The sequence below is a fragment of the uncultured Roseivirga sp. genome (genome assembly GCF_963973945.1).
Lineage (GTDB): Bacteria > Bacteroidota > Bacteroidia > Cytophagales > Cyclobacteriaceae > Roseivirga.
The window spans coordinates 1-24916 of the sequence record NZ_CAXBBV010000001.1; the positions used below are offsets into that span (position 1 = coordinate 1).

The following is a 24916-nucleotide window of genomic DNA, read 5'->3' on the forward strand; positions in this document are numbered from 1 at the left end:
CTGTTGGGGTAAAGGTGGCTGTCCATGTCGTACCTCCATCTGCTGAACTTACTGCGCTCAATGTGCCGTTCGCAATCGTTAAGTCTGCGTTCGTAAAGCCTGTTACGGCTTCTGAAAAAGTAATTGTTACTGTTGCGGTTTCGCCTGCTATCAATAAAGCGTCAGAGATTGCAACTGTAGCAGTTGGAGCAGAAGTATCAATAGTAATACTCAAGGCACCAGATGATGAACTGGTATTCCCCGCTGCATCTTGGGCAGTGGCAGTTATGGAATGGGAGCCTGCTGATAGCGCATTTGTTGTTATTGAATAGCTTCCCCCAGTGGCGGTACCTGTTCCAACTGATCCATCTACTGATGAGATAAGGGTTACAGTAGAACCAGACTCTGCCGTTCCTGCGATTGTAGGTGTATTATCATTTGTTAAATTATCCGAAGAAGAAGCACCTGTATCTGAGCCTGCAGACAAATCTGGAACGCTAGGTGCTGCAGGCGTATTTGCATCTATCACATCGGCATTCTGACTTATGGCAGTAGTAAAGGTATTTCCTGCTTTACCTCCCGAATCGGTTAAGGTTACACTAATTGGAATATTGCTGCCTGCCGCCACATCTGTACCTCCTTCAGTTACGGTAAAGGTTGCTGTATAGGTGGTATTGTTAGTCTTTGATAAGTTACTTAAAGTAAAGCCTCCAATGGTTCCACTTAAGCCTCCTGAGCCAGAGGTGTAATTGTCAGCATCTGCGGTTACTGTTATTGTAGCTGTTACTACGCTACCTACTTTCATTGTAGTATTGGGAATACTAACTGCTGTGATTGCTGGACCTACTGCACTAGAGATTACAGTTGTTGTATTGTTTGTGGCATCTACAGTGCCATCATTCACAACGACAGTAAATGTGGTTGTTTCTGATGTTGATGTTCTATTGTCAGTTGGGTTAAATACTAAGGCTCTCAGTGCTGTTTGCATTGCAGCTACTGTTTTGCTAGTCATTGTATAGGGGCCAGTTCCACCATTAGCTCCTGTAATCACTCCTTTGGCATTATTATCCAAGGTAATGGTAGCAGTAACATTATCACCATCGGCATCGGTTATGGTAATTGTTGAAAATGGAGAAATGGTCGCATTGTCATTTACGTTCTCACCTGCTGAAGCACCTCCAATAGTAGGGGCGGTGTTGGATGAAGGAGTCGCGATCATGGTTGCCCCCACACCGTCAAAAGCACTATTAGCAATAACTGCAGTATATGGCCCAGCATTAAAGGTTTGACCAGCAGTATAGTTTCCTGGCAAATTTTGAATAACAGTACCTGCGGGAATGGTCAACGTTTCTCCTGATGCAATAGTAGTAGAAGGAGCTAGGGAGAATGCAATCACCTCATCAGTTGTATGGATAAAAGGACCATATGTTGCAGCGTAAGTCCCCATGGCGTTTGCACTGCCCGATTTCCCTCCAGAAGTAGTGTAGGTAAGCCCAGTGGCTCCTCCAAATCCGCCTGAAGGAACAGAGTTGTACACATTTTTAATGATAACACTAAAGGCATTTTGAACATTTGAATAGTTTCCAGAAAACTGAAATGTAGCTGGTTGGTTTAAAACCATTTTCAATCGAAAATTTCCAAGGTCTCCTGGTTCAACACTAAATGTAGCATCCAACTGCTGTGCAGAGAGTTGAAACTGTGTAAAAATTAATAAGAAAAAAAACGCTGATAGATTAAGGAAGAATTGACAGAAACGAACTTTTAGCATGGTCTACTTGCATTAAAAACTATCCAATCACCATGACCGGAAAGAGTAAATGCTAAGAACATAGGTTATTGGAGAAGAACACCAAACTAAGGGCGGACAATAGGCGGACTACAAAACAGGACAAATAGCAGACTAAGCCAATTTTGAAAGGAAAACGAGCATTTCCTTAGCATCCTGAAACCCAAGCTTTTGTTTGAGTCGGTATTTTGCTCTGATTACGCTATCACTTGATATATTCAATAAAGCGGCTATTTCTTTGTTAGATAGATTAATTTTAAGGAGCGCCAGTAATCTCTGCTCGTTGGTAGACAATTTCACCTGTTTATCGGTTTCAATCAACGAGAAAAATTGAGGGAAAACAGCTTCAAAATAGAGAACAAATGCCGCCCAGTCTCTATCTCCCCTTACCGCATTATGCATCTTTTCAATCAGGCTATTAATGTCAGGATTATTACTCTGACCTTCATCGATTTTGATTTCTAACTCACCTGCCCTTTTCTCTAAGGTTTCATTCTTGGATAACAACTCCTCGGTATAGTTAGCAAACTTTTCTTTTTCCGATTCATAGTCAAGTAACTTCAGGGTCATTTCTTGTTGAGCAATAAGCTGGTCTTTTTCCTTTATTAAGAGCTTCGTTTTCAATTTATTTCGATTCCACATTGCCCAAAAAACCACCATCAGTAATACTACTGAAACAACTAAAATCACCTGTCTACTTTGGGATATCTTCAGGTTTTCTATCTCAAGTTGCTGTAATTCTATCTCTTGGTCACTTTTCATTTTCTCGAATTCAAATTCCTTTGTCATTCGTTCGTTATTCTTTTGATTTGTTTTAATCGAAATCGAGTCTTTCAAAGCGACATGTAGCTTGTAGTACTTTAATGCATTGTCATGATTTAAAAGAGACTCGTATGCATTGGATAGCAAAGCATACATTTCACTCAAAAGCGCATCATCCAAAAATGCTTTCTTCTCAAGGCCTCTGTTTAAATAAGTAATGGCTGACCTAAAATTAGAATCATCAATCATTAACTCACCTCTATTCTTTAAGACAACAGCCTGACTACGTTGGTTATTAAGTTCAGTCCATAACTGTTCTGCTCGGTCATAGTATTTGATTGCGTTCGGCAAATCCTTCAACTTGGCATAGGCATGCCCAATATTCATTACTAGGTTAGCCACTTGAGCCTTAGAGTCCAAACTCTCAAAAGTATTTAAGGCCTTTTGGAAGTATTCCAAGGCACTGCCATAATCCAATTTGAATGCACTAATGATACCTAAATTACCATTGATTTGGCCTATCCTGATTTTAGAAACTTCTGGGTTACCCTCAGCTAAACTTCTTGCCTCCAATAGAAATTTTTTTGCACTAGTGTAGTCTTCCAAAATTTGCTTAACTGAAGCAATATTGATAAGGTTAGATACTTCTAAGTCAATACTATTGATTTTTCTAGCGGCAGTGATTCCTGCAAAAGAAAGCTCTATCGCTTTGTCATAATTATTCTCTCTTATGTTGATAGCCACTAAACTTAAATTAGAATAAGCCAATCCATATTGAAAATCAATAGATTGTGAAACCTCTTTTGCTTGGTTTAGAATATCCTTGGCCTCTTGAAATAAAGACCTCTGGTTGAAAATTACTCCTTGATTGATCCAAGCCATTACTTTCCCTTCAGAATAACCTGTTTCTTCGGACAACTGGATTGCTTCAATCGACAATTCCATTGCTTCATCTGGGGTATTATACATCAAGCCCCGTGTTAGACCATTTATGGCATCGATCTTTTCATTACCATCAAGTAACGGAATTTGCCTTCTAATACTATCAATTCTAGCCTGTTGTGAAAAAAGGGTTAGAGATAGAAATGAAAAGATTATTATCCAATATATAGTTGTTCTTGACATGCTTTAAAGATTCCGAAATTAACAATAAGTCTACCGCAGTCAAAATAATTTGACAGAAGTAACATTTTCCATTTCCATATCAAAACTAGAATATTTGCACGCCTTTTATTCTTAGCGATATATAAGAAAGCCCCATTACTCAGCTTAGCAATGGGGCTTTCTCTATATGAAATAATAAGTTACTGACCTACAAAGAAAATTGAGTTGGCAACCAATAGTTTTCCGTTTTGCCAGAAGGCACGGAAAAGTGGGTTATCGGCCATGTATACAATAGCGCCTCTTCCGTAGCCTTCAACACCGAATACTACAGATTTGGCTAATCTTTCTTTGGCTTTATCACCAGCTACTCCACTTACGTAAGAATCTACTCCTTCAATAATTCCAACATTACCTCCATTAGCCAAATAAGCATAGCGGCTACTGTTGTTCTTCAGGGTGAAATAGTAATCAGGGTATCCAAATCCTAATGGGTGCGTATTGTCCATTTTTAACTTAAAGATTGCCCCTGGTAAACGAGAGCTCGCAAAAAGATCACTTCTATCGGCATAAGAGGTGAGTGCCTCCTTCTCTTTTTGCTCATCTGTTTTCTTATTTGCTTCCTTTTCGTCAGCATCGGTGGCGTAAGTTTTTAAGCTGAAGCCATCTTTGCCAGCAAAAGTATTTATAGATCTTTCGATCGCAATGATTTTTCCGCCTCCACGGACCCAACTTTTCACATCATCCATTCTGTTGCCGCTCAAAGCACTTCCGTAAGAACCGCTTGGCAATACTAAAGTGTTATACTTGCTGAGATCGATACGCCCAAAGTCGCTAACATCAACCATCGTGATTGGATAGTTTAGCTCTTGTTCCATGAAATACCAGAATTCGCCAAAACCAAGTGAAGAAACACCATCTCCCCTTAATACTAGAATTTTTGGAGCATTTAAGAACGGCACACCATTCGACCCAAAGTCTTTACCTGTTTCTACAAAAGTAGTTGGGGTAGAGGTAAGGTTTCTGTCATATTTTTTAGCTGCATCTTTAACAATGTCGTCAAACTTGCTGCCCATGTGGGTATTGCCCTTTCTGGTAATGATTAGCGTTCCAGGCGCATAAGAATTCCCTGCTACAGAGAAAGGCTGCTCTGCAAATCTTAACTTAATGTCGTTCTTAAGCAAATGGCCTAAAAACTTAGCATCTTCCAATGTTTCCCATTTCAACAAGTAAGCAGCTGGCTTACTCCCTACATTAATTTGACCTTGTGGCTTAGTGTATTTAGCTAGCTTTACATCCATTTTGGTTTCCGTGGCATAAGCATCTAACCCCATCATATAAGGAACAGCCCAAGCTGTTATGTCATAGGTATCGGAAGTACTGGCAAAAGTATTTGGTTCAAAGAAAGCCTGAACCAAAACCGCCTTAGGCTGAAAAGTACTAATGATGATATCACCGTTCTGAACACCAGCATTTTCATTTTTGCCTGTGAGGTAATTAAATGAAGACACTGCTTTACTTGATGAACCAATACCGTAAACAATTTTTTGGTTGTCTAAAAAGTCGGTTAAGTTTTTAAGTTTATCTGGATGATTTGTTCCCCTTACGATATAGGTTTTGTACTTCGCTTTAGGGTTGCTTACCGCTTTGTTAAAGAAGTTTCCGAATTCATCTACCATCTTTTCGCTATACTTTGAAGCTGTTTCTACAGTAGACATACCTGTGGTATAATGATGTGCAATGGCATCTTCTAACTTTAAAGTATCACCTTCTGCCGTCAAAATAGCCAAGTCACTACTTCCCTGCTCGTAGGTCATTCCTATTGCTCCGTTGTACATAGGGTAAGAATCTCCGTAGCTTGGATACAAAAGATCGAAGCTTTCTTTGGTGAAGAACAACCAGCCATTCTCGTCAAAATACTTAGCGTGGTTTTTACCAATAATCTCCTGAAAATCTCTTTGCCATTGAGTTACCTGGTCGTGAATTGGTTCTGCTGCTGGCGCGAAATAATATGGACTGTTGCTGCCCTGCTCATGGAAATCTACATGAATATGTGGCATTACAGTATTGTAGAATTTCATACGTTGTTGAGACTCTACTTGTGTTTGCCAAGCCCAATCTCTATTTAAATCGAACAAATAATGGTTTGCTCGTCCACCTGGCCAAGGCTCATTATGCTCAACGGCCTCTGGGTTTGGGTTGGCTGTTGTACCTGCTACTTGGTTGATCCAGTTAGAGTAACGATCGCGACCATCAGGGTTGATGCAAGGGTCAAAAATCACCACCGTATTTTTCAACCATTCTCTTGAAGTTGAGTTATCAGGCCTGGCAATTTCATAGAGCGTTTTCATGGCTGTTTCTGTAGAATTGGCCTCGTTACCATGTACATTATAACTTAACCAAACTATACCGATCTTCTTTCCAGAAGGCTCACCTTCCATCAACTTTGCTCTTTTCAAGTTATCGGTGCGAATGGTTTCCCAGTTATCAATATTTTCTTGAGAAGAAACAATAGCGGCCACTAATGGACGTAGCTCATTGGTTTGGCCGTACTGATGAATCTTGGCATTGCTTAATTGGTTAGTAACGTACTCATAATAGTCTACTACCTTATAATTAGGAGTAAACCGTGTACCTAATTTATATCCCAAAAATTCGTCTGGGCTTTTAAGCGATTGCGCTTGGGTTTGAAAAAGCGTGAATGCCAAAAGGCACAAACAAAGGAGTGTTTTTTTCATAAGTTGTAGAGTTAACAGCGAGGAATTTACGGCTATTTAGTTTGTACACAAAGCTGAATTTGGTAGTTGGTATCAAAAAATATTTAGTATCTCTCAAAATCATACTTTAGTAAAAGCATAGACACAATGGAACCCTATTCAATTCCGTTTAAAGTTGAGAATTGGCAAAACCAATAATATTTAGTATCTTATTTTTGTTTTAAAGAAATTATTATGAAAAGGCTTTTCTCTTTTACCCTCGTTTGTCTTTGCTTGAGTTATGAGTTGGATGGACAAAGCTCACTCAATATTGGAAGAGTAAACCCTTCTGGTGGGGTTGCTTCCACAACCCTTTTAGTTGGAGGTCATGAAAGTGAAGCAATCTCAAAAATTGAAGGCAATCCTTATCTTATTGATGAATTTTTGAGTACCGATATGGTGATAGAAGTAAATGGAAAGCAACAAAACACCAACTTCTATGCAAAGTTCAATATCTTTAATAACAATTTTGAAGTAAAGCACGAAGAAGAAATCAAGTATTTAGATGCCTCAATAGTTCGGGAATTCGAACATATGAAAGGGGATAAAAAGATTAAATTTATTCATGCTGGACAATTTCAAAAAGCTGGGTTTGATGGCGATGGATTTCTTCAATTGCTCTCAGAAGGTAAAGCTCAATTACTTTCTCAGGAGGCCGTTACCGTTACACAGGTGAGTAGAGGAGGGTTTGGCGTACCTGACGAAATAAGTGAAAAATTCTACCGAGAGAAATCCTACTTCATTTTAGTTTCCGATCAGTTCTACGAATTCAAATCCTTTACAAATAGTTCATTAAAAATCTTTGAAGACAAAACTGATCAAGTTAAAGAGTTTGTCAAGGCCAAAAAGCTAAAATTCAAAAATGAAGAGGACATTAAAAACATAGTAGATTATTTCAATAGCTTGTAAAATTTGAATATTGGGTCTAGTCAGAGTCAAATTATGCTTTGCATTCAAGTCTCATCTACGTTGCACTTTGAGCTTAGAGGATAAGTTAAAACATAGTTTAATGCAGGTTCTTGTTTTCGAATCAATTCCATAAGAATGAAACCTAGCTAATGAGTTTGTAAAAGTATTTTGGTTAAGATGTACTCTGTTTCATAAATAAAAAACAAATTTTTTAAGGAACAACCTACGATGTAGGAGCTGTCAATTAAACAGATCGCATACAGGGAACTCATCGTTTTTTGGAGATGCTCATTGGGCAGGTGTTCATTTCACCTCAACTACTTTAAGTTTGTAAAAAGTTATCAAGTCGGGTTCTTCTTCTAGTTTACTAATGTCTTGATGTGCCCAAAGAAAGCCCTCATTATCTGCCATATCGAAATAAGTTATTTTTTCAGGAAGACTCAGGTTGGAATTCATTCTGACTCCATTTTTCAAGATTAAGTGTTTTTGAGGATTGGCTTTTGAAATCTTTTCTCTAAAGTCGGGCGAATCAGGATCAAGGGCTTGAACATCTTTTAACTTTATTCCAGAAGAATAAATCAGTACTTCAAAATCACCAACCTTATAGAGTTTACTAATTTTCCCACTCCAATCTCTAGGCTCCATTTGCTCTTTAAAGCCTGCTTCCCCCATGGTATAGCCTTCAAACAAAATAAAGTTATCAAACGGAATGCGGATTTTCTCTACCAACTCTCCACTCGGAAGTGAGACTGTAAATAAGGAAGTATCATCTTCATAGGCATAGTAAAGCATATTTTCCCTTACATCAATCACAGGTTTCATAAAGTAGAAAGCCTTTCCTGTTGAAACATACCTACTATCGTCCGTAAGTCCACCAATCGGTTTGTACACTTCTTTATCTAAGTTCTCAGGAGTCAAGTTTTCTTCTCCAGCCAAATGAGGATCGACAATAGTCGCTACTTTGAATTCTTTATAAAACTCTGGCAAATGAGCTCCTAAATCTGTTTCTGGCCCCATATAAGCCAGTAATCTATTATGATCCTTTCCTTTGATTTCAAAAACCTGATTCAGACCCATATGAATCATACCTGAATAGTTTATGTGAGCTTTTGTTGACTTTCTGAAGTTGAAATCCATGTCGTAGGTTTTCACTTGTGTACGCCCCATTAAAGCAATTCCATCCTCATAAAATTCACCAGAGAGTAAGTAATCTCCCACGGCTTGTGGGTCGGCTGATGGCCGGTCCATAGTTTTAAGCACTTTACCTTCTGGGTTAAGTATGTACGCTACTGGAGGCCTAGTTTGATAGGCCAAAATTTCACCTGTTTCGTCCTTTACATCGGCAATATTTAAGCCTGAAGACAGGAGGTTAACTTGGACGGAATCGACAATTTTCAATTCGTAAGCAGCTAATACATCAGAAGCTCTTTCGCTTGACTCACTGCAGCTGACAGAAATTCCTAATATGAATAAGAGAAAAAAGTAAAGAGAGTATTTTTTCATAAAGTCAATTTCAACTTCGGAAATTACTTTATTTTCTTTCTAAAGAAAATAAAAGAAAGCACCTCTTATTCTATTAGCTCAAGTACTATCACTCTGGAGTACTTTCCTTTATCTCCTGAACCAAAAAACAAACGGGTTTCCGACATCTCTTCGAGTTCTAACAAATAATATTGAGATGCAAAATGATTGCCGCTAGTTTCACCTCTTCCGTGTTCTAAAATAAATTTGCCTGTGGTTTCGTCATAAAAATACTTTACAGTGGCTACTTGCTCGTCTGGCTCAGGCCAATAACAGCCCAAATCACCCAAAGTCACCTCTACTTCTTCTGAGTCGGCCTTAAAGGTGTAAACATCGTCCTTATAACAATCATTGAAATCACTCAATTGATTATGGCTGTAGTTTGCATAGTAAGCTGTAACTCGCCATGATTTCTCAGAATCGCCAAACACCATTTTTAATTGCTCGGCTGTAAACTTGATTTTTGGAGAATCATCATCGCTCTTACAAGCAGTAAAAACAATAATTGAAAATATGATCGCCAAGAAATATTTAGGTGCTTGCATAAAGGGTTCAAATTTAGGCAGTGGTTACCAAAGGTTATGCCATAAATCTTTCAATTGTAGCTTATCGCCTCCATCAGGAAACTGTTTTGCTTAAAAGGCCAAAATGAATTTCTCGATCTATAAAACACTTGTTCAAAAAAGTAACCCTAATTTTGATTACTAAAACCCACAACCGTGAACCGCTATTTCATTGCTATTCTTCCCTCTGAGCCTTTGGCTTCGGAGATCATGAAAGTCAAACAGTACTTTGTGGAAAAATATGGAAGTAAGGGTGCATTGCGGTCGCCAGCGCACCTTACCTTGCACATGCCCTTTCTATGGAAAGAGAAGAAGGAGGCTAAATTGATTGATTTACTTGCACAGACAACTAATGTAAATTCATTTAAAATTGAACTGGATGGTTTTGGTGCCTTTCCTCCTAAAGCAATCTTTATTAAAAATAAACCTTGTGCCGAACTAAGCTCATTTCAAGAACAACTTACTCGTTTTACTTGGCGTGAAATGAAGCTCTTTAATCCTACTCATAATCGAGGATTTCACCCGCACATTACTGTGGCTTTTCGGGATTTAAAGAAGGAAGGTTTTTATGAAGCTTGGCCAGCCTTTGAACACAAAAGTTTTGATGGCGAAATCGAAGTCAATTCTTTCTGGCTACTGAAACATGATGGCAAAGAGTGGCATCCATTTCAAGAGTTTGTTTTCAAACCTGAAGGTTAATTTCCGTAAGGAAGCACATATAAATAGACGGCTGCAAAGTGTAAGGCCGTTCCGCCCATTACAAAAATGTGCCAAATGGCATGATGATATTTTAGTTTGCGCATTAAATAAAAAACCACGCCTCCTGTGTAGCACAATCCGCCATAGAGCATCAGATTTACGGCATCTGGCGAAATCAACTCTGATAAACGTGAGAACAGGGTAAAGCCTAACCAGCCCATTCCCAAATAAGAGATTAGAGAAAGTGCTTCGAGTTTTCCAGTAAAGAAAATTTTGAAAATTGCCCCAGCAAAGGCAATTGCCCAAACCGCGATTAACACATTAATGCCCAGGGCTTCTTCGCGAAGCACCACCCAGCAAAACGGAGTAAAAGTCCCTGCGATTAGAACGTAAATGGCAATGTGATCTAACTTCTTGTATAATGATTTTCTATGTTGTGATTTAACGCTGTGATAAGCCGTTGAAGCGGTATAGAGCAGAATCATGCTGAGGCCAAATACAAAAAAGCTAACTAGCTTTTCTTCTGAGCTAGAAGGGGTTTTTAGTAATAAAAGTACAGTTCCAACAAGGGCTAATAGGGCTGCAATACCATGCGTCCAAGCATTTGCAAGTTCTTCTTCTGGCGAATACGCTTCTACATTACTTTTTGGTTCCATCGGGAAATTCTAGCGCTGTACCACAAAACTTACAGAATCGAGAAACTGCATCATGACCAGCTACATGGCAATTCGGGCACTTAATTTTCTTCATTTCTGCATTGTCTTTGGTAAGTTCTGCTGTTACAATACCAGTAGGCACAGCGATAATGGCATAACCCATAATCATAATGAATGAAGCAAGTGATTGGCCAATAACGGTTTGAGGGGCAATATCGCCATACCCCACAGTAGTGAGTGTTACTATGGCCCAATACATACTGACTGGAATACTAGTGAAGCCGTTTTCACCTCCTTCAATCATATACATGGCCGTTCCAGTAATCATTACTACTGTAATTACGGAACCCAAAAACACTGTGATTTTATGGCGACTGGCTTTTAAGGCACGTGCCAATTGTTCGCCCTCTCCTACGAACCGCCCTAGTTTTAAGATTCTAAAAACTCTTAACAATCTTAATGCTCGAATGATAAGTAGGTATTGCGTTCCTGTAAATACTAAACTGATATAGGCAGGTAATACAGCCAAAAGGTCAATAATGCCATAAAAGCTGAAAGCGTACTTTCTAGGGGTTTCGGAAACATATAACCTCAGAATAAACTCAATGGAAAAACCTATGGTAAGTACCCATTCCACGATTTTGAAAAGCGTGCCGTAATGCTGATTAAGTGACTTTACACTCTCTAAAATCACTGCTAGAACACTGATTACAATGGCCCAAAGTAAGGCCACATCAAAGGCTTTTCCAGCAGGAGTATCTGCTTCAAAAATTATGATATAGAGTCGTTGCCGAATACTTTTGGTCATACTCAAAAGTAGCAATTATTTGTAGATTCAAATATTCGACATCAGTTATTATAATGATGTGGTGTTATAATAAAAAAACCCTCTTGTCCCAATTCTTGATATAAAGGCATAAGAACTCTTCCGTCCAAATGAGATGTAACATCCTTCTCTTGCTCGACAGCCAAATGCTCTCCCTTTTTTATTTTCTGAAAATTGACATAACCCGGGTTCATCACAAAATCGTCTCGATTTATCAGTTTATGATGATACTGAATTTGAAACAAGCTTGCTCCATCGGGAGCGTATTTAGCCAAATTGCTTCTGCACTCGTCTTTATCCTCTAAATCATCTGGATCAATAAGCCCTGATTTGCACAGAAAAAGCCAAATCATGGCTTCATGGTTTTCTAACGATGTAAATGCATGGTGATGCCCAGCTTCAAAAGTAAAACCAGTAAAACCTTCATCCATGAAAAAATCGTTGAGCGACCAAGCAACGTGATTTGAAAAACCTACTACAGTGTGTACTGGAAATTGTTGCGCAAACCGATAGCTTTCGGCTTCGTCTGCCGCACTTATGTAAGGCATTGTTTGAGATGAGGTGGTATGACAATCCAAAAAGAACTTTTCCGAATATCTATCTAAATACGGTTCAATAGACTCGTACATTTCTTTGGCTTCCTTTTCCTCAGAAGTTTTTGGTTCTTTAATTAAAGAACGAATCCGTTTTTCTTCCCAAAGTCTGTTCAAATCTTCGTCTATAAAACGGACATCTGCCTGCAACGCTTTTATATTTCCTGTTAAAATCAAAAGAGTGCCTTTCAATTTGAGTTTAGCAAGTTCTATTTTTCGAAGTACTTTCTTGGCAGCGAAAACACTACTTGGTTCATTACCGTGAACGCCTGTGGTAATTACCGCCAACCTACTCGATTCTTTGTTTTCAATTTTACCTATTATTCTCTCCAACTTAATGTCTTCTATAAGTGGAGCAAAATGTACCCTTTGTTCTGTGTCGTTCATAACTCATTAGTTTTATGAGGACTCAAATTCACTTATCTTTTTTATGTCCTCTTCTAAAATAATCCCTGCTAACACACCTTTAACCATTACAGGCAAACAGTGGATAGCATTCTTCTTCATTAACTTTTTCACTTCATGAAAAGAGGTTTCTGGGCATACGCTAATAAAGTCCTTAAGCATTGCTTCTTCTACAGAACACTCTTTATCTAGTTTTTCTGAAATACTCGGTTTTGCTAAAATTCCGCACAATTTCCCTTTTTCATCCTCTACTGGTACATGGGTTAAATTCTTCCATTCCATTACCTGAAGTCCAAAGTCTAGCAAGTCGTGTTTCCTTATTGTCACAATATCAGAATCCATAATATCTTCAGCAGTTTTACTTTTAATCGGGCTAAAGTAAGCGTACTTCTTTGTGAGTATTGGCCATTCGTGTACGGGGCTTTCTAGCAAACAATTTTCTTTACAGAAAGAAGTAATGGTAAGTGATGCATCTGATACTGAAGCATTTTTCCTCAAGCTTCTAAAGCTGTTCAGCATCCAAATTGATCCTGTTTGCACCTTAGATACGCGAAGTTCTATTATGTTCAAGTACTTATCAATCGCATCTTTAGATACTCCTTTTTGTTGAAGTCCCGCTTTTGCCATAGGCAGTAAATGATCTAAAATTAGATCCTGAGCTGATATTAGTTTTCCTTCGAACCAACGAAACTGTGCTTCTAAGCCCCATTGTGCTGCCTTTGAAAAATTGGCGTGTACATCGTCAAAATCTAAAAGCTTCGAAAAGTTTTTAACATCTTTAGGACGACCTTCCATTAGTCCAATCCAAAAAGCAGCATTGGCAATCTCATCCACTAAAGTAGGCCCAGCAGGAATGTATCTGTTTTCAATCCTCAGGTGAGGTTTTCTTCCTTCTGTACCCAAACATGGGCGGTTCCAACGATAAACGGTTCCGTTATGAAATTTTAGAGATTCTAAAGAAGGCACCTCTCCGTTCTTCACAGTCTCCATTGAGTTAGTATCTGAACTGGTCATAACGAAAGCCTTGTAATTGGTAATATCACGCTTAAACAAATCAACAATTCCTTTGGTCACATAATTATCTCCAAAGGCGGCTCTTGGTCTTTCATTGATTAGATTTTTATAGGGCTTTCGGGTATCGGTGGTTTGGCCAAACAGGGCAATCCGGGTTTCGTGCCACAAGCGCTTTCCTAAAAAAATAGGGCTGTTTGTACAAGCCGCCATTACCGGCCCAGAAATTAACTGTGCCCAATTGTAAGCATTGGCAAAGTCTGGCGAAGGAATCTGTAAGTGGATTTGAAAGCTAGTAAAGGATCCTCCGTAAACTGTTGGGTTTTCTCTACTGATCAGCTGATCAATTCCTTCAATATGAAATTCATAGTTTACTCCTCTGCGCTGATTAATCAATTTCAGCATGGTTTTGTATCGCAAACTGGGAGATAGCGCACCCAAGCTCAAATCCGAATTTCGAAGAGTGGGCAAAATACCTGTCAGTAACACAGCGGTTTTTCGCTCTTGAGCTTTGGCCTGAATTACGTGTAATTTATCTTTTAACTGGCGGTGTAGCTGATCGAAACAACCGCCATGCAACTCAATAGGGTCGCTATTAATTTCTAGGTTAAAGCGTGCGTATTCCTCCACTACATCACTCCGATTCAGTTCATTGGCAATATCATTTCCTACCAATGCAGGACGGCATAACTCATTTACAATATCCAATTCTTGCTCGGAGCCAATACGCTGAATATCGTTTTCGAACCAATCTTCTCGCAGCATAAATTTCAATGCTTCAATGTCGTCAAGCACGCTTTTTTCAAAAGCCATATGCTGCTCCTGTGTTTTTATTTCTTGTAGGTGGTGCTTGTCCATAGTCGATGATTTTACTCTTTTAAAGAAAAATCCGTTCCAAGTCTCAGCTATTAAACTGAACTACCTACTTATCTTAATTTGAAATGAAATAGCCTAGTTTTAGTAGAAATGTATGTGACTATACTACAACATCTAGTTTGTGGAACGAGCGGAACAAAGTGTAGGGGATTGGGTAGTTTTTCTACATGAAAGACTTCCTTCCGATAAGCCATATACACTCTTTTAAGCCTTCTGGAGGTCAAATGAGCTACTTTTAAAGCAGCAATTCAAAACAAAAAAAGCCAAACCCGATTAAGGTTTGGCTTTGAAGCTTAATAAGAATTTATTCTTACCAAGTGATTCTATAATACTCTTTAGTTCCGTTTGGATACTTCCCCATCACAAAGAAATCCTTCGTTTTAGTGTCTATAATTTTCTGAAACTGCTCTAAGCTTGTAATGTCATCATCACCAACCTTGGTAACAACAAACCCTTCTTTTACCCCACTTGCTTTCCAAGCGCCTTCATTTAGTTTTGATACCTGAACACCGCTTTCAATTTTCAAGGTTCTTTTTAACTCCTTGGTCAAATCTTTAAATTCAGCTCCAGCTATTTCATAGGCTAGGGTATTTTCTGGAAAGTCTCTTTCATCTTCAAAAACCAACTCTGGCTCTGTTATATCTATTGCCGCCAAAGTTTCTTTATTCTGAAGTTTAAGGGAGGTTTCTTTATCATTACCTTTTCTCTTAAAACTGATAGAAACGGCATCACCCGGACGTTTTCTAGCAATTAATTCCTGTAACTGGCTCGTTGTTTTTACAAGCTTTCCGTCTACTCCTGTAATCACATCTTCTTCTTTCAGCCCAGCCTTATCTGCCGCGCCACCAGGGGAAACTCCCATAATACGAACACCCGAAAGCTCTACGGTACCAACACCATCTGCATCGCGAATAGTAACTCCTAACAAGCCTCTTCGTACCTCACCAAACTCCAATAAATCATCCATTACTTTTTTCACCAAAATGGACGGAACGGCAAAAGAATAGCCGCTAAATGTGCCGGTATTTGTAGCAATGGCCGTATTAATTCCAATTAGTTCGCCTTGAAGATTAACCAACGCGCCTCCACTATTTCCACGATTTACAACGGCATCTGTTTGTAAGAAAGACTCAATGCCGTAACGGTTATCGACACTACCTGCAATTAAGTTGATGTTTCTTGCCTTAGCGCTCACTATGCCAGCTGTAACTGTATTATTCAAATCGAAGGGATTTCCTACTGCCAAAACCCATTCTCCTATCTCCACCAGATCTGAATTACCAAAATCAATGTAGGGCATTGCTTGCGCCTTTATTTTAATTAATGCCAAATCAGTATCCGGATCGGCCCCTATAACTTCAGCTTTAAGCCTTCTGTTATCGTCCAACCTCACTTCAAGCTCATCGGCTCCATCTACAACATGGAAATTGGTGGCAATGTACCCGTCTTCTGAAATCAAAACTCCAGAGCCAGTCGACTCCCTAAATTTCATCCCATTTCGAAGCATTCTTCTCAATCGGCTGGAAGTTCCTTTTATCTCTTCTCTATTTGTAATATGGACTACGGCTGGAACGATTTTTCTGGAAGCTTCTATAAAATTCACTCCTTCTGGTACCGAATAATCGTGAGGTTCATCGCTAATTGGACCAAAACTAGTGGCTACGGAGTTAGATCGATTCAGAGAGAAAGAACCATTCACACCGTCTTCACCTCCCAAAAAACCAATCCCCAACAACACAACCAAGCCACCTAGCAGCGAAGAAGCTAACATACCTAGAATAAACTGTCTCTTACTCATAAAATCATGACTTTAACGTTTACCATTTCCGAAATCACTAACGCAATCTGAATACAGGTGTTCTAATTTATTCAATTTAAAGCAGTAATTAACTCCATTTAACAAAAAAAGAGCCCCGAAAACTCAGGGCTCTTCAATTACCAAAACCAAACTCAAACTACTTTACAGCTATTTTAGATTCTAGCTTCTTAGTCTCATCCTTTGGTATTCTCAACGATAAGATACCATTCTCATATGCTGCTTCAATTCCCTTTTCATCAATATTTTCTGGCAACTGGAAGCTCTTAAAGAATCTTCCGTATTCAGTTTGAATTGAAATGAAATTTCTCTCTTTATTTTCCTTTTCTAGTTTGCGTTCACCAGCAATGCTCAATTTGCCATCCTTTAAATCGATATTGAAATCGCTTTTACTAAAACCAGGTACTGCTACCTGAATCTCAAATTCTTTTGCTGTTTCAGCAATGTCTACTTTAGGTGAAAAGCCACTCTGACCTTTTTGAATAGATTCATTAAAGAATCGGTCAAAAAAAGCATCTACCGAGGTTGAACCAAACCATTCTGGATTTCTCTTAACTACGTTCATATCATTTATATTTTTAAGTTTCTGTTTCATTTCCATCCTTATAATTCAAAATTGTACCAACTCACTTTTTGATCAAAATCACGCCACTATGTCTTGTTTTGTGTTATAAATCTTTATTTTAAAGACATTGTGTCCGAAAAACAAAGTTTTTTGAGCGGTTATGCTGATAAGAAAAGAATCTCTATTTTTAACTTTTATGAGTTTATGAAAGCATCGCTTAGTAACAAGCTAAAGGCCTTTGGCCCAGGAATACTTTTTGCCAGTACTTGCATTGGGGTTTCACATTTGGTTCAGTCAACTAGAGCAGGTGCCGACTTTGGTTTTCAGCTGGTTGCCTTTATTCTGTTAGCCAATCTTTTTAAATACCCCTTCTTCGAATTTGGTTCTCGCTTTGCCGCAGCTACCAAAAAGAATTTACTTGAAGGCTATTTAACAGAAGGAAAATGGGTGCTGTGGATATACTTTCTATTGAGTTTAGCCTCTATGTTTACAGTTACCGCTGCCGTTACTTTTGTTACTGCTGGCATGTTCAACAACCTTACTGGAGTCACTTTAAACCCGGCTTACGTTTCGGGAATAATCTTGGTGTTTTGCACTTTAATTTTAGCGCTAGGAAAATACAGCATACTCGATACCCTACTGAAAGTAATAGGTTCAGTACTATTAATTTCAACTCTAGTTGCTTTTTTTGGAGCGCTTTCCAAGGGACAAGTAACACCCATGGAGAATTTTGTTCCGAAAGGCATGTTCGAGCGTGACAGCATCATTTTCATCATTGCCCTTATGGGATGGATGCCCACCGCTGTCGACCTTTCAACATGGAATAGCCTCTGGACTATTGAAAGAATGAAGCAAACTGGCTACACTCCCAAGTTAAAAGAAGTACTTGCCGATTTCAACTTTGGATATATCGTTACCGCAGTCTTAGCTGTTTGTTTTCTCACCTTAGGCGCAAAAGTAATGTTTGGAACAGGCATAGAGTTATCTGATAACTCAACTGTTTTCTCAGATCAAGTAGTAACGCTATACACTTCGGCACTCGGCAATTGGGCATATTTTATTATTGCAACCGCGGCATTCAGTGTTATGTTCAGCACCACCATCACAGTTGTTGATGGTTTTGGAAGAGCCATGGGAGAAACAACCCGATTATTGTTCTTCAAAAAGGCCGACTCAAAGAAAACTTATACATGGATGATGGTTATTGTATCAGCCATTTCGTTCCTTTTTATTCTACTACTTTCTGCCAACTTAAAAGACTTAGTCGATTTAGCCACCACTTTATCTTTTGTTATCGCCCCTGTTATTGCAATCATCAACTATAGAGTAATTACCTCTAAGCAGATTCCGGAAGAATATAAACCTGGAAAAAAACTGCTTCTGCTAGCTAAAAGCGGCATTGTCTTCCTTACAGTTTTCGCTATCATTTATATTGTAGTGTACTTCTTTTTATAATCTGTAAAAAATTTCAAGAAAGGTATTGGAATATATTTAACCAACCACTAATATTGCACTCCGTTTCGCAAGAAGAGCGAAAAGAAAACAGAAATTCCTCCTTAGCTCAGTTGGTTAGAGCATCTGACTGTTAATCAGAGGGTCCTTGGTTCGAGCCCAAGAGGAGGAGCTTAATTTAGAAGGGTCAGCGTTGCTGCTGACCCTTTTCTTTTATGGATACATTTAGCGTATATATTCTCTTTTCGCCATCCATAGACAAGTTCTATACTGGTTACTCTTCTAACATTGAAGAGAGAGTTCGTTTTCATAATGACATCAATAAAAACAGAATATGGACCAAAAGAGGCCAACCTTGGGAAAAGTTTCTTGTCATTGAAGGCCTAACTAAAAGCCAAGCACTCAAGATAGAAAAGTACATCAAACGAATGAAGTCCAAGAAATACTTACAAGAACTGCCAAACAACCTCAGTCTTGTAGAAGAATTAAAAGCTAAGTTCGGTTAGCGCATCTGATCCCGAGAACCGGGAAGGCACCTGGTTCGAGCCCAAGAGGAGGAGCTTAATTTAGAAGGGTCAGCAGCAATGTTGACCCTTTTCTTTTGTGGATAAATTAGAGAAGCTACTCATCGTTCTTTTACCCTTAAAGAAATACTCCCATATTTTTTTCGTTATTTTTGGGCAATGCAAAAATTCGTGCTCTTCATATTGTTAATTGTTGCTCCAGTATTCCTTGTTGCGCAAAACAAAAAGGAAAAAAAGGCCGAGAAAGCTAAGACTGAGGAAATTGACAAGCCCGACATTTCCATTGACCTAGATCCTGAAGACACCTTAGCCGATGTAGACCTGAAAGTCAAAAAGAATACTTTTTATGGTGAAAAAACTAAAAGGAGATGGACTGTCACTGAAGTTCAAGGCCGAAATCAAATTGAAGATTTTTATACCCTAAAAGAAGCCGTTGAAGTAGATGTGTATGCACCTATTGTATATGTTTATGATCATGACAAAAGACAAATAGCAAATGCAAAAACAAGGGCTGGATTGATTGAAAATGTGTTACATGGCCCTTACAAGAGATTAATTAATGATGTAGTGGTAGAAGAAGGCATGTACTTTCATGGTGTTAAACACGAAAGATGGTTAAACCTTGAAAGGGACCAAACCTTGAAAGACAAAGAGCATTTTTCAAAAGGCTGGTATAGAGATTCCGAAATCACCTATTACGATCCTGAAAAAACCAAAGTGAAAGAGGTAATCCCAATTCAATATGGAAAGAAAGAAGGCATGTACTACTACTTCTATGAAAACGGCAGAGTAGCGGTGCGCGGCTTCTATGAGTTTGATAAAAAAATTGGCATCTGGACAGAATACTATAACACAACCCGTGTAATTGCCAAACGCGAAATCCAGTTTCCACCAGATCCGTATCAAAAGCGTTTTCGAACTTATGTTAGAAAAGAATGGGACAGGTTTGCAAATCAGCTTTACGAATCGCCAAAGATAAAGTAAGAACTCTAGTAAAAAGCGTCTTGAAAATGCTCAATCTCTTCAAACTCTCCTTTCTTGTATATGGCTATAATATCAAAACGAATATCTCCTTGCCAGTTATCTTCGATCATATAAGCTTCCGCAGCTTGTAAAATAGATTGCTCTTGGCTTTTTGACACAAAAGTTTCTGGTTGCCCAAAGGCTTTGCTTGATCTAGATTTTACTTCCACAAAAATCAACAATCCTTCTCGTGAACAAATAATATCAATTTCAGACCTCTTGTATCTAAAATTCCTGTCTAATATCAGATACCCAGCACGCTCTAAAAACTCTACCGCTAAATCTTCTCCTTTTTTTCCAAACGATTGCATTGAATCAAAACAAGTCCTCCTTAATTTAGGCATTATAAAGATGATGTCAACACAAAACAGCAATGATGCTTCAATCCATTAATCCCACACAAACCAAATCATGGAGTCAACTCTCCGCGCATTTTGGAGAGATGACCAATAAGCACATGAAGCAGTTGTTTTTTGAAGACCCTGATCGCTTCCAAAAATTCTCAATTCAGTTCAACGACATTTTAATTGACTATTCAAAAAACCGTATTACCGATGAAACATTAGGTTTACTATTAAAACTAGCTGAAGAATGTCAGTTAAAGAATGCCATTGACTCTATGTTTTCTGGAGAAACTATTAACCAAACCGAAGGCAGGTCGGTACTTCATACTGCACTCAGAAATCAGTCTAACAAGCCAATAAATGTTGACAACAAAGACGTGATGCCTGAGGTTAGAAATGCTTTAGCCAAAATGAAGGCTTTTTCTGACAAAGTAACAGCGGGCAAGTGGCTGGGTTATACCGGGAAGCCAGTCAAGTACATTGTAAACATCGGTATTGGCGGCTCAGATTTAGGCCCCGTAATGGTCACAGAAGCGCTAAAGAATTATAACGTATTTGGTATTGAAACGCATTTTGTATCAAACATAGATAGCGTCAATATTTCGGAAGTTTTAACAAAGGTAAAAGCAGAAGAAACCCTCTTTATGATTGCCTCTAAAACTTTCACTACTCAAGAAACCATGACCAACGCCAATACAGCCAAAGCATGGTTTTTGAGTCAAGGAGGAAGTCGAGCCGACATCGCTAAGCACTTTATTGCAATTTCTACCAACTCAGAGTCTGTGGTAGAATTTGGCATAGACCCCAATAACATGTTTGTTTTTTGGGACTGGGTGGGTGGACGATACTCCCTTTGGTCGTCTATTGGGCTTTCCATAGCCTGTACTATAGGGTATAATAACTTTGAACAATTGCTGATTGGAGCATACGAAATGGATGAACACTTCCAGCAAACACCCTTCGATCAAAACGCACCCGTTATCCTTGCCTTGTTAGGCATTTGGTATACAAACTTCTTTGGAGCCGAAACAGAAGCAGTTCTCCCATACGACCAATACATGCATCGCTTTGCTGCATACCTTCAACAAGCGAATATGGAAAGTAATGGGAAGTCAGTAGATAGATCAGGTAAGAAAGTTAAATACCAAACCGGACCTGTTGTTTGGGGCGAACCTGGCACAAACGGTCAGCACGCCTTTTACCAACTTATTCATCAAGGCACTAAGCTAATTCCTTGTGACTTTGTTGCTCCTGCCATGAGCCATAAACCTATAGGTAATCACCATTCCATTTTACTTTCAAACTTCTTTGCGCAAACTGAAGCGCTTATGAATGGAAAATCTTACGATGAAGTCGTTGCCGAATTAGCTAAAACCGGAAAATCGGAAGCTGAGATTCAAGCAATAGCTCCATTCAAAGTTTTTGAAGGAAACAGCCCTACTAACTCTATATTAGTTAAACAGCTTACTCCAAAAACATTAGGTTCGTTGATTGCTCTTTACGAGCACAAAATCTTTGTTCAAGGTATCATCTGGAACATCTATAGTTTCGACCAATGGGGTGTAGAACTAGGCAAAGTATTAGCAGCAAAGATTCTTCCTGAACTAGATGAACAAACCAATGTACAAAGTCATGACAGCTCGACCAATGGCTTGATCAACACGTATAAAAAAATGATTCAAAATAATGACTGACAAAAAATACCTCTATCCGTTAAAATTTGACACCATTTTCAAAGAAAAAATATGGGGAGGAACAAAGATCAATGATGTTTTGGGCAAAGATTTTTCACCTCTCAAAAACTGTGGTGAAACATGGGAAATATCAGGGGTAGAAGGAAATCTCTCAAGAGTAAGCGATGGCCCACTTCAGGGAATGACAATTCCAGAAATTACCTCCATTTTTAAGGAAGACTTTGTTGGCAAAAAAGTCTATGAGAAATATGGAAACGACTTCCCATTGTTGATCAAGTTTATTGATGCCGCTCAAGACTTAAGTATTCAAGTCCATCCCAATGACCAACTGGCCAAAGAAAGACATAATTCACTGGGAAAAACTGAAATGTGGTATGTACTTCAAGCTGACAAAGGTGCCAAACTCATCAGTGGTTTCAACAAAGACACTTCTAAAGAGGAATATTTAGAATACTTAAATAACGGTAAATTATCAGAGCTACTAAACGAAGAGTCTGTTAAAGCCGGAGATGCTTTTTTCTTGCCTGCTGGCAGGGTTCATACCATTGGTAAAGGATTACTAATTGCAGAAATTCAGCAGTCATCAGACATCACCTATCGAATATATGATTTCGACAGAACAGATGAGGAGGGCAATAAGCGAGAATTACATACAGAAGAAGCCCTCGATGCACTTGACTACAATGTTTATCCTGATTATAAAATTCAAATACAAAAGAGCCTGAATGAAGTAGTGCCATTAGCAGAGTCTGAATACTTCCAAACCAACCTATTAGAGTTCTCTACTGGTATTATCCGCGAGCATTACAACAAAGACTCGTTCGTAATCTATGTATGTATTGAAGGAGAAGCAGAAATTACAACTTTGGGTCATACAGCAAAAATTAGTATGGGAAATACAGTTTTAGTGCCACAAAAGTTTCCAGAAGTACACATTAAAACAAATTCGGGCTTCAAAATGTTGGAAACTTACTTGCCTTAACCTATTTTTGAAAATGGCTGGAAAAAAGAATATGAAAAATTTCGAAGCCACCTTCTTAAACCTAAAGGATGAGACTGTGGCGAAGAAAGAGTTTCTGGCGCGAAATCATACTTCAGCCCTTAGAAAGGCCAACCGATTGATCACGAAAAACGTACGTGTATTATCTGTTGACCAAGTAGAGGCTTCTGAAGTATCAGCTTAAAAGTGTGTGTGTATAGCTGGATCGCGTAAGACATGAATATTCTAACAAATAAGGCTGTTGAGGTAATCAATCTGGGTGCAGAGGATTATCAACGTGTATGGGATTACCAGGAAACTGTTTTTAAGAAAACGGTCGATAGGAAAATTGAAAATAGAAAGCTTGAAAAAGCTGAATTACAGACTCTTACAGACAACTATCTTATTCTGTGTGAACATCCTCATGTCTATACTCTTGGCAAAAGTGGGTCTATGGAAAACCTGCTCTTAGATGAGCATGGATTAAAAAAGCATTTCGCGACATTTTATCGGATCAATAGGGGTGGTGATATTACCTATCATGGCCCGGGGCAACTCGTTGTTTATCCGATAATTGACCTCGAAAATTTCTTCACCGATATCCATAAATACTTGAGATATCTGGAGGAAGCAGTAATCCTCACTTTACGGGAATACGGCCTAAATACTGGTCGTATTGATGGGCTTACAGGTGTATGGGTAGATTTTGAAGAAAGCGCCCAAAACCCGCGTAAGATATGTGCAATGGGGGTAAAAACAAGCCGGTGGGTAACCATGCACGGCTTGGCCCTCAATGTTAACACTGATTTAAGCTACTTTGGGCATATAGTACCCTGTGGCATAGACGACAAAGAAGTCACCTCCTTAAACAAAGAATTAGGCCATAACGTAGACATGGCAGAGGTTCAGCAAAAATTAATTCACCATATTGCTGAAGTATTCCAAATGGATATTCTTTGAGAAAGCACTATAAAAAACTTGGCATTACCGTTATACCTGTCTTTTTGGTTGCACTACTCTATTTCATTTTCTCAACCTCCTATTCTACTCCAAAGTCATTAATTAATATCGCTAGTCATGAAAAACACCGTGGTGTTTGTTGGGTAGCTGGGTCAAGAGAAATTACCGAATCCGAAATAAAAGCATTGGTTGGAAAAAATGTCAATTGGATTTCGCAAACTCCATTTGGTTGGCAAAGTGGATATGATAACCCAGAGGTTAGAGGAAACCATAGACAAGTAGAGCAAAATGGCTGGTGGGGAGAAAGAGACGAAGGACTTAAATTAACCACCCATTATGCTAAAGAAAATGGCATTAAAACCATTCTGAAACCGCACATTTGGCTTCGCGATCAGGAAGGGAAATGGCGCGGTGAAATCAAAATGAAATCGGAAGAAGATTGGCAAAAATGGTTTTCAGATTACGAAGAATTCATGCTCCACTACGCTCAGGTAGCTGAAGACGCTAAAATGGAAATGCTATGTATTGGAACAGAATTACACCAAACCTGTATTGACAGAGAAGCTGACTGGCGAAGGCTTATCGCCAAAATAAGAGCTATATATTCAGGCCAACTTACCTATGCTGCAAATTTTGCCGATGAATATCAGGACGTTAAATTTTGGGATGCTTTAGACTACATTGGTGTACAAGCTTATTTTCCTCTAACTGACAAAGAGGATCCCACTGTGGAAGACCTTAGAGCAGGCTGGGCAAAACCACTCAAGGATTTGGAAGAGTTTTCAATTCAATACAATAAACCTATTCTATTTACAGAGGTAGGTTATAAGAGCACTAAGGATGCTGGAATAGATCCTTGGGAATGGCCACAAAGGATAGGCGCTGAAGAACGAGAAAAGATATTTTCAGAAGAGACACAGGCCAATGCTTATCAGGCACTTTTTGATGAAGTAATGGATGAACCTTGGTTTGCTGGTGTACACATCTGGAAATGGTATCCAAACTATGCCAATAGAAGAGGCTCGCGCGAATTCGATATAGATTTTACTCCCCAAGAAAAACAGGCCGAGCAGGTAATTATTGATGCCTTTGCTAAAATCAAATAAGCCAAGGGTT

At 38.9% G+C, this 24916-nt stretch carries 22 protein-coding genes and 1 tRNA gene; 11 read left to right on the forward strand and 12 right to left on the reverse strand.

Features of this window, described 5'->3' with window-relative positions; all coding sequences use genetic code 11:
* From AAC026_RS00005 to AAC026_RS00015, 3 genes are all read right to left on the reverse strand, one after another.
* The coding region (locus tag AAC026_RS00005) for an Ig-like domain-containing protein (RefSeq protein ID WP_339693837.1) at nt 1–1600 on the reverse strand (1600 nt) is incomplete at its 3' end.
* Between the two features lie 279 nt (nt 1601–1879).
* Nucleotides 1880–3652 carry a tetratricopeptide repeat protein gene (locus AAC026_RS00010; RefSeq protein ID WP_339693840.1) on the reverse strand — a complete coding sequence of 591 codons (1773 nt, stop codon included), beginning with the start codon at nt 3650–3652 and terminating at the stop codon, nt 1880–1882.
* Nucleotides 3653–3831: 179 nt separating this feature from the next.
* The gene (locus tag AAC026_RS00015) at nt 3832–6366 is read right to left on the reverse strand and encodes a M14 family metallopeptidase (RefSeq protein WP_339693842.1); all 2535 of its coding nucleotides are present in this window, start codon (nt 6364–6366) and stop codon (nt 3832–3834) included.
* 213 nt (nt 6367–6579) lie between these two features.
* Between AAC026_RS00015 and AAC026_RS00020 the strand changes: the two genes are divergently transcribed.
* On the forward strand, nt 6580–7293 hold the full coding sequence (locus AAC026_RS00020; RefSeq protein WP_339693844.1) for a hypothetical protein: 714 nt from the start codon (nt 6580–6582) through the stop codon (nt 7291–7293).
* 303 nt (nt 7294–7596) lie between these two features.
* Here the strand turns inward: AAC026_RS00020 and AAC026_RS00025 are convergent, their stop codons facing one another.
* Together AAC026_RS00025 and AAC026_RS00030 are read right to left on the reverse strand one after the other, a co-directional pair.
* Complete coding sequence (locus tag AAC026_RS00025) at nt 7597–8796, reverse strand: hypothetical protein (protein WP_339693847.1); 1200 nt, start codon at nt 8794–8796, stop codon at nt 7597–7599.
* 65 nt (nt 8797–8861) lie between these two features.
* Nucleotides 8862–9359, reverse strand: a complete 498-nt coding sequence (locus tag AAC026_RS00030; RefSeq protein WP_339693850.1) for a hypothetical protein — start codon at nt 9357–9359, stop codon at nt 8862–8864.
* A 174-nt stretch (nt 9360–9533) separates the two neighbouring features.
* On the opposite strand from AAC026_RS00030, the gene AAC026_RS00035 reads away from it, so the two are divergent.
* Nucleotides 9534–10076 (forward strand): 2'-5' RNA ligase family protein, encoded by a 543-nt coding sequence (locus tag AAC026_RS00035; protein ID WP_339693852.1) that lies wholly within the window; start codon nt 9534–9536, stop codon nt 10074–10076.
* Here AAC026_RS00035 and AAC026_RS00040 read toward each other — a convergent pair.
* The 6 genes from AAC026_RS00040 to AAC026_RS00065 all read right to left on the reverse strand — a co-directional run bounded on the left by AAC026_RS00040 (nt 10073) and on the right by AAC026_RS00065 (nt 16824).
* Entirely contained in the window at nt 10073–10732 is a 660-nt protein-coding gene (locus AAC026_RS00040) for a hemolysin III family protein (RefSeq protein ID WP_339693854.1), read from the reverse strand. The genes AAC026_RS00035 and AAC026_RS00040 overlap by 4 nt on opposite strands.
* On the reverse strand, nt 10716–11540 hold the full coding sequence (locus AAC026_RS00045) for an ion transporter (RefSeq protein WP_339607983.1): 825 nt from the start codon (nt 11538–11540) through the stop codon (nt 10716–10718). Before AAC026_RS00045 ends, AAC026_RS00040 begins: the two co-directional genes overlap by 17 nt.
* A gap of 41 nt (nt 11541–11581) precedes the next feature.
* Nucleotides 11582–12538 (reverse strand): succinylglutamate desuccinylase/aspartoacylase family protein, encoded by a 957-nt coding sequence (locus AAC026_RS00050; RefSeq protein WP_339693857.1) that lies wholly within the window; start codon nt 12536–12538, stop codon nt 11582–11584.
* 12 nt (nt 12539–12550) lie between these two features.
* On the reverse strand, nt 12551–14425 hold the full coding sequence (locus AAC026_RS00055) for a CBS domain-containing protein (RefSeq protein ID WP_339693861.1): 1875 nt from the start codon (nt 14423–14425) through the stop codon (nt 12551–12553).
* A gap of 328 nt (nt 14426–14753) precedes the next feature.
* Nucleotides 14754–16241, reverse strand: a complete 1488-nt coding sequence (locus AAC026_RS00060) for a trypsin-like peptidase domain-containing protein (RefSeq protein ID WP_339693864.1) — start codon at nt 16239–16241, stop codon at nt 14754–14756.
* 157 nt (nt 16242–16398) lie between these two features.
* Entirely contained in the window at nt 16399–16824 is a 426-nt protein-coding gene (locus tag AAC026_RS00065) for an Hsp20/alpha crystallin family protein (RefSeq protein WP_339607978.1), read from the reverse strand.
* A 204-nt stretch (nt 16825–17028) separates the two neighbouring features.
* Between AAC026_RS00065 and AAC026_RS00070 the strand changes: the two genes are divergently transcribed.
* The 4 genes from AAC026_RS00070 to AAC026_RS00085 all read left to right on the forward strand — a co-directional run bounded on the left by AAC026_RS00070 (nt 17029) and on the right by AAC026_RS00085 (nt 19784).
* Nucleotides 17029–18279 (forward strand): divalent metal cation transporter, encoded by a 1251-nt coding sequence (locus AAC026_RS00070; protein WP_339693867.1) that lies wholly within the window; start codon nt 17029–17031, stop codon nt 18277–18279.
* A 95-nt stretch (nt 18280–18374) separates the two neighbouring features.
* Nucleotides 18375–18448: transfer RNA gene (locus AAC026_RS00075), tRNA-Asn, on the forward strand.
* A gap of 43 nt (nt 18449–18491) precedes the next feature.
* Entirely contained in the window at nt 18492–18782 is a 291-nt protein-coding gene (locus tag AAC026_RS00080; protein WP_339693870.1) for a GIY-YIG nuclease family protein, read from the forward strand.
* Nucleotides 18783–18971: 189 nt separating this feature from the next.
* Nucleotides 18972–19784: a hypothetical protein gene (locus AAC026_RS00085; RefSeq protein ID WP_339693873.1), complete on the forward strand. Its 813-nt coding sequence runs from the start codon at nt 18972–18974 to the stop codon at nt 19782–19784.
* 5 nt (nt 19785–19789) lie between these two features.
* Here the strand turns inward: AAC026_RS00085 and AAC026_RS00090 are convergent, their stop codons facing one another.
* Entirely contained in the window at nt 19790–20134 is a 345-nt protein-coding gene (locus AAC026_RS00090) for a YraN family protein (RefSeq protein WP_339693876.1), read from the reverse strand.
* A 65-nt stretch (nt 20135–20199) separates the two neighbouring features.
* On the opposite strand from AAC026_RS00090, the gene pgi reads away from it, so the two are divergent.
* From pgi to AAC026_RS00115, 5 genes are read left to right on the forward strand one after another with little or no spacing between them, the layout of a single operon-like run.
* The gene (gene pgi, locus AAC026_RS00095) at nt 20200–21861 is read left to right on the forward strand and encodes a glucose-6-phosphate isomerase (RefSeq protein WP_339695302.1); all 1662 of its coding nucleotides are present in this window, start codon (nt 20200–20202) and stop codon (nt 21859–21861) included.
* Nucleotides 21854–22843 carry a type I phosphomannose isomerase catalytic subunit gene (locus AAC026_RS00100; RefSeq protein ID WP_339608626.1) on the forward strand — a complete coding sequence of 330 codons (990 nt, stop codon included), beginning with the start codon at nt 21854–21856 and terminating at the stop codon, nt 22841–22843. Before pgi ends, AAC026_RS00100 begins: the two co-directional genes overlap by 8 nt.
* 31 nt (nt 22844–22874) lie before the next feature.
* A complete protein-coding gene (locus tag AAC026_RS00105) occupies nt 22875–23045 on the forward strand; it encodes a hypothetical protein (protein ID WP_339608627.1) in 171 nt (56 codons plus the stop codon).
* 32 nt (nt 23046–23077) lie between these two features.
* Nucleotides 23078–23800 carry a lipoyl(octanoyl) transferase LipB gene (lipB, locus tag AAC026_RS00110; RefSeq protein WP_339608628.1) on the forward strand — a complete coding sequence of 241 codons (723 nt, stop codon included), beginning with the start codon at nt 23078–23080 and terminating at the stop codon, nt 23798–23800.
* The gene (locus tag AAC026_RS00115; RefSeq protein WP_339693879.1) at nt 23797–24906 is read left to right on the forward strand and encodes a hypothetical protein; all 1110 of its coding nucleotides are present in this window, start codon (nt 23797–23799) and stop codon (nt 24904–24906) included. Before lipB ends, AAC026_RS00115 begins: the two co-directional genes overlap by 4 nt.
* The last annotated feature ends 10 nt before the right edge of the window (nt 24907–24916 follow it).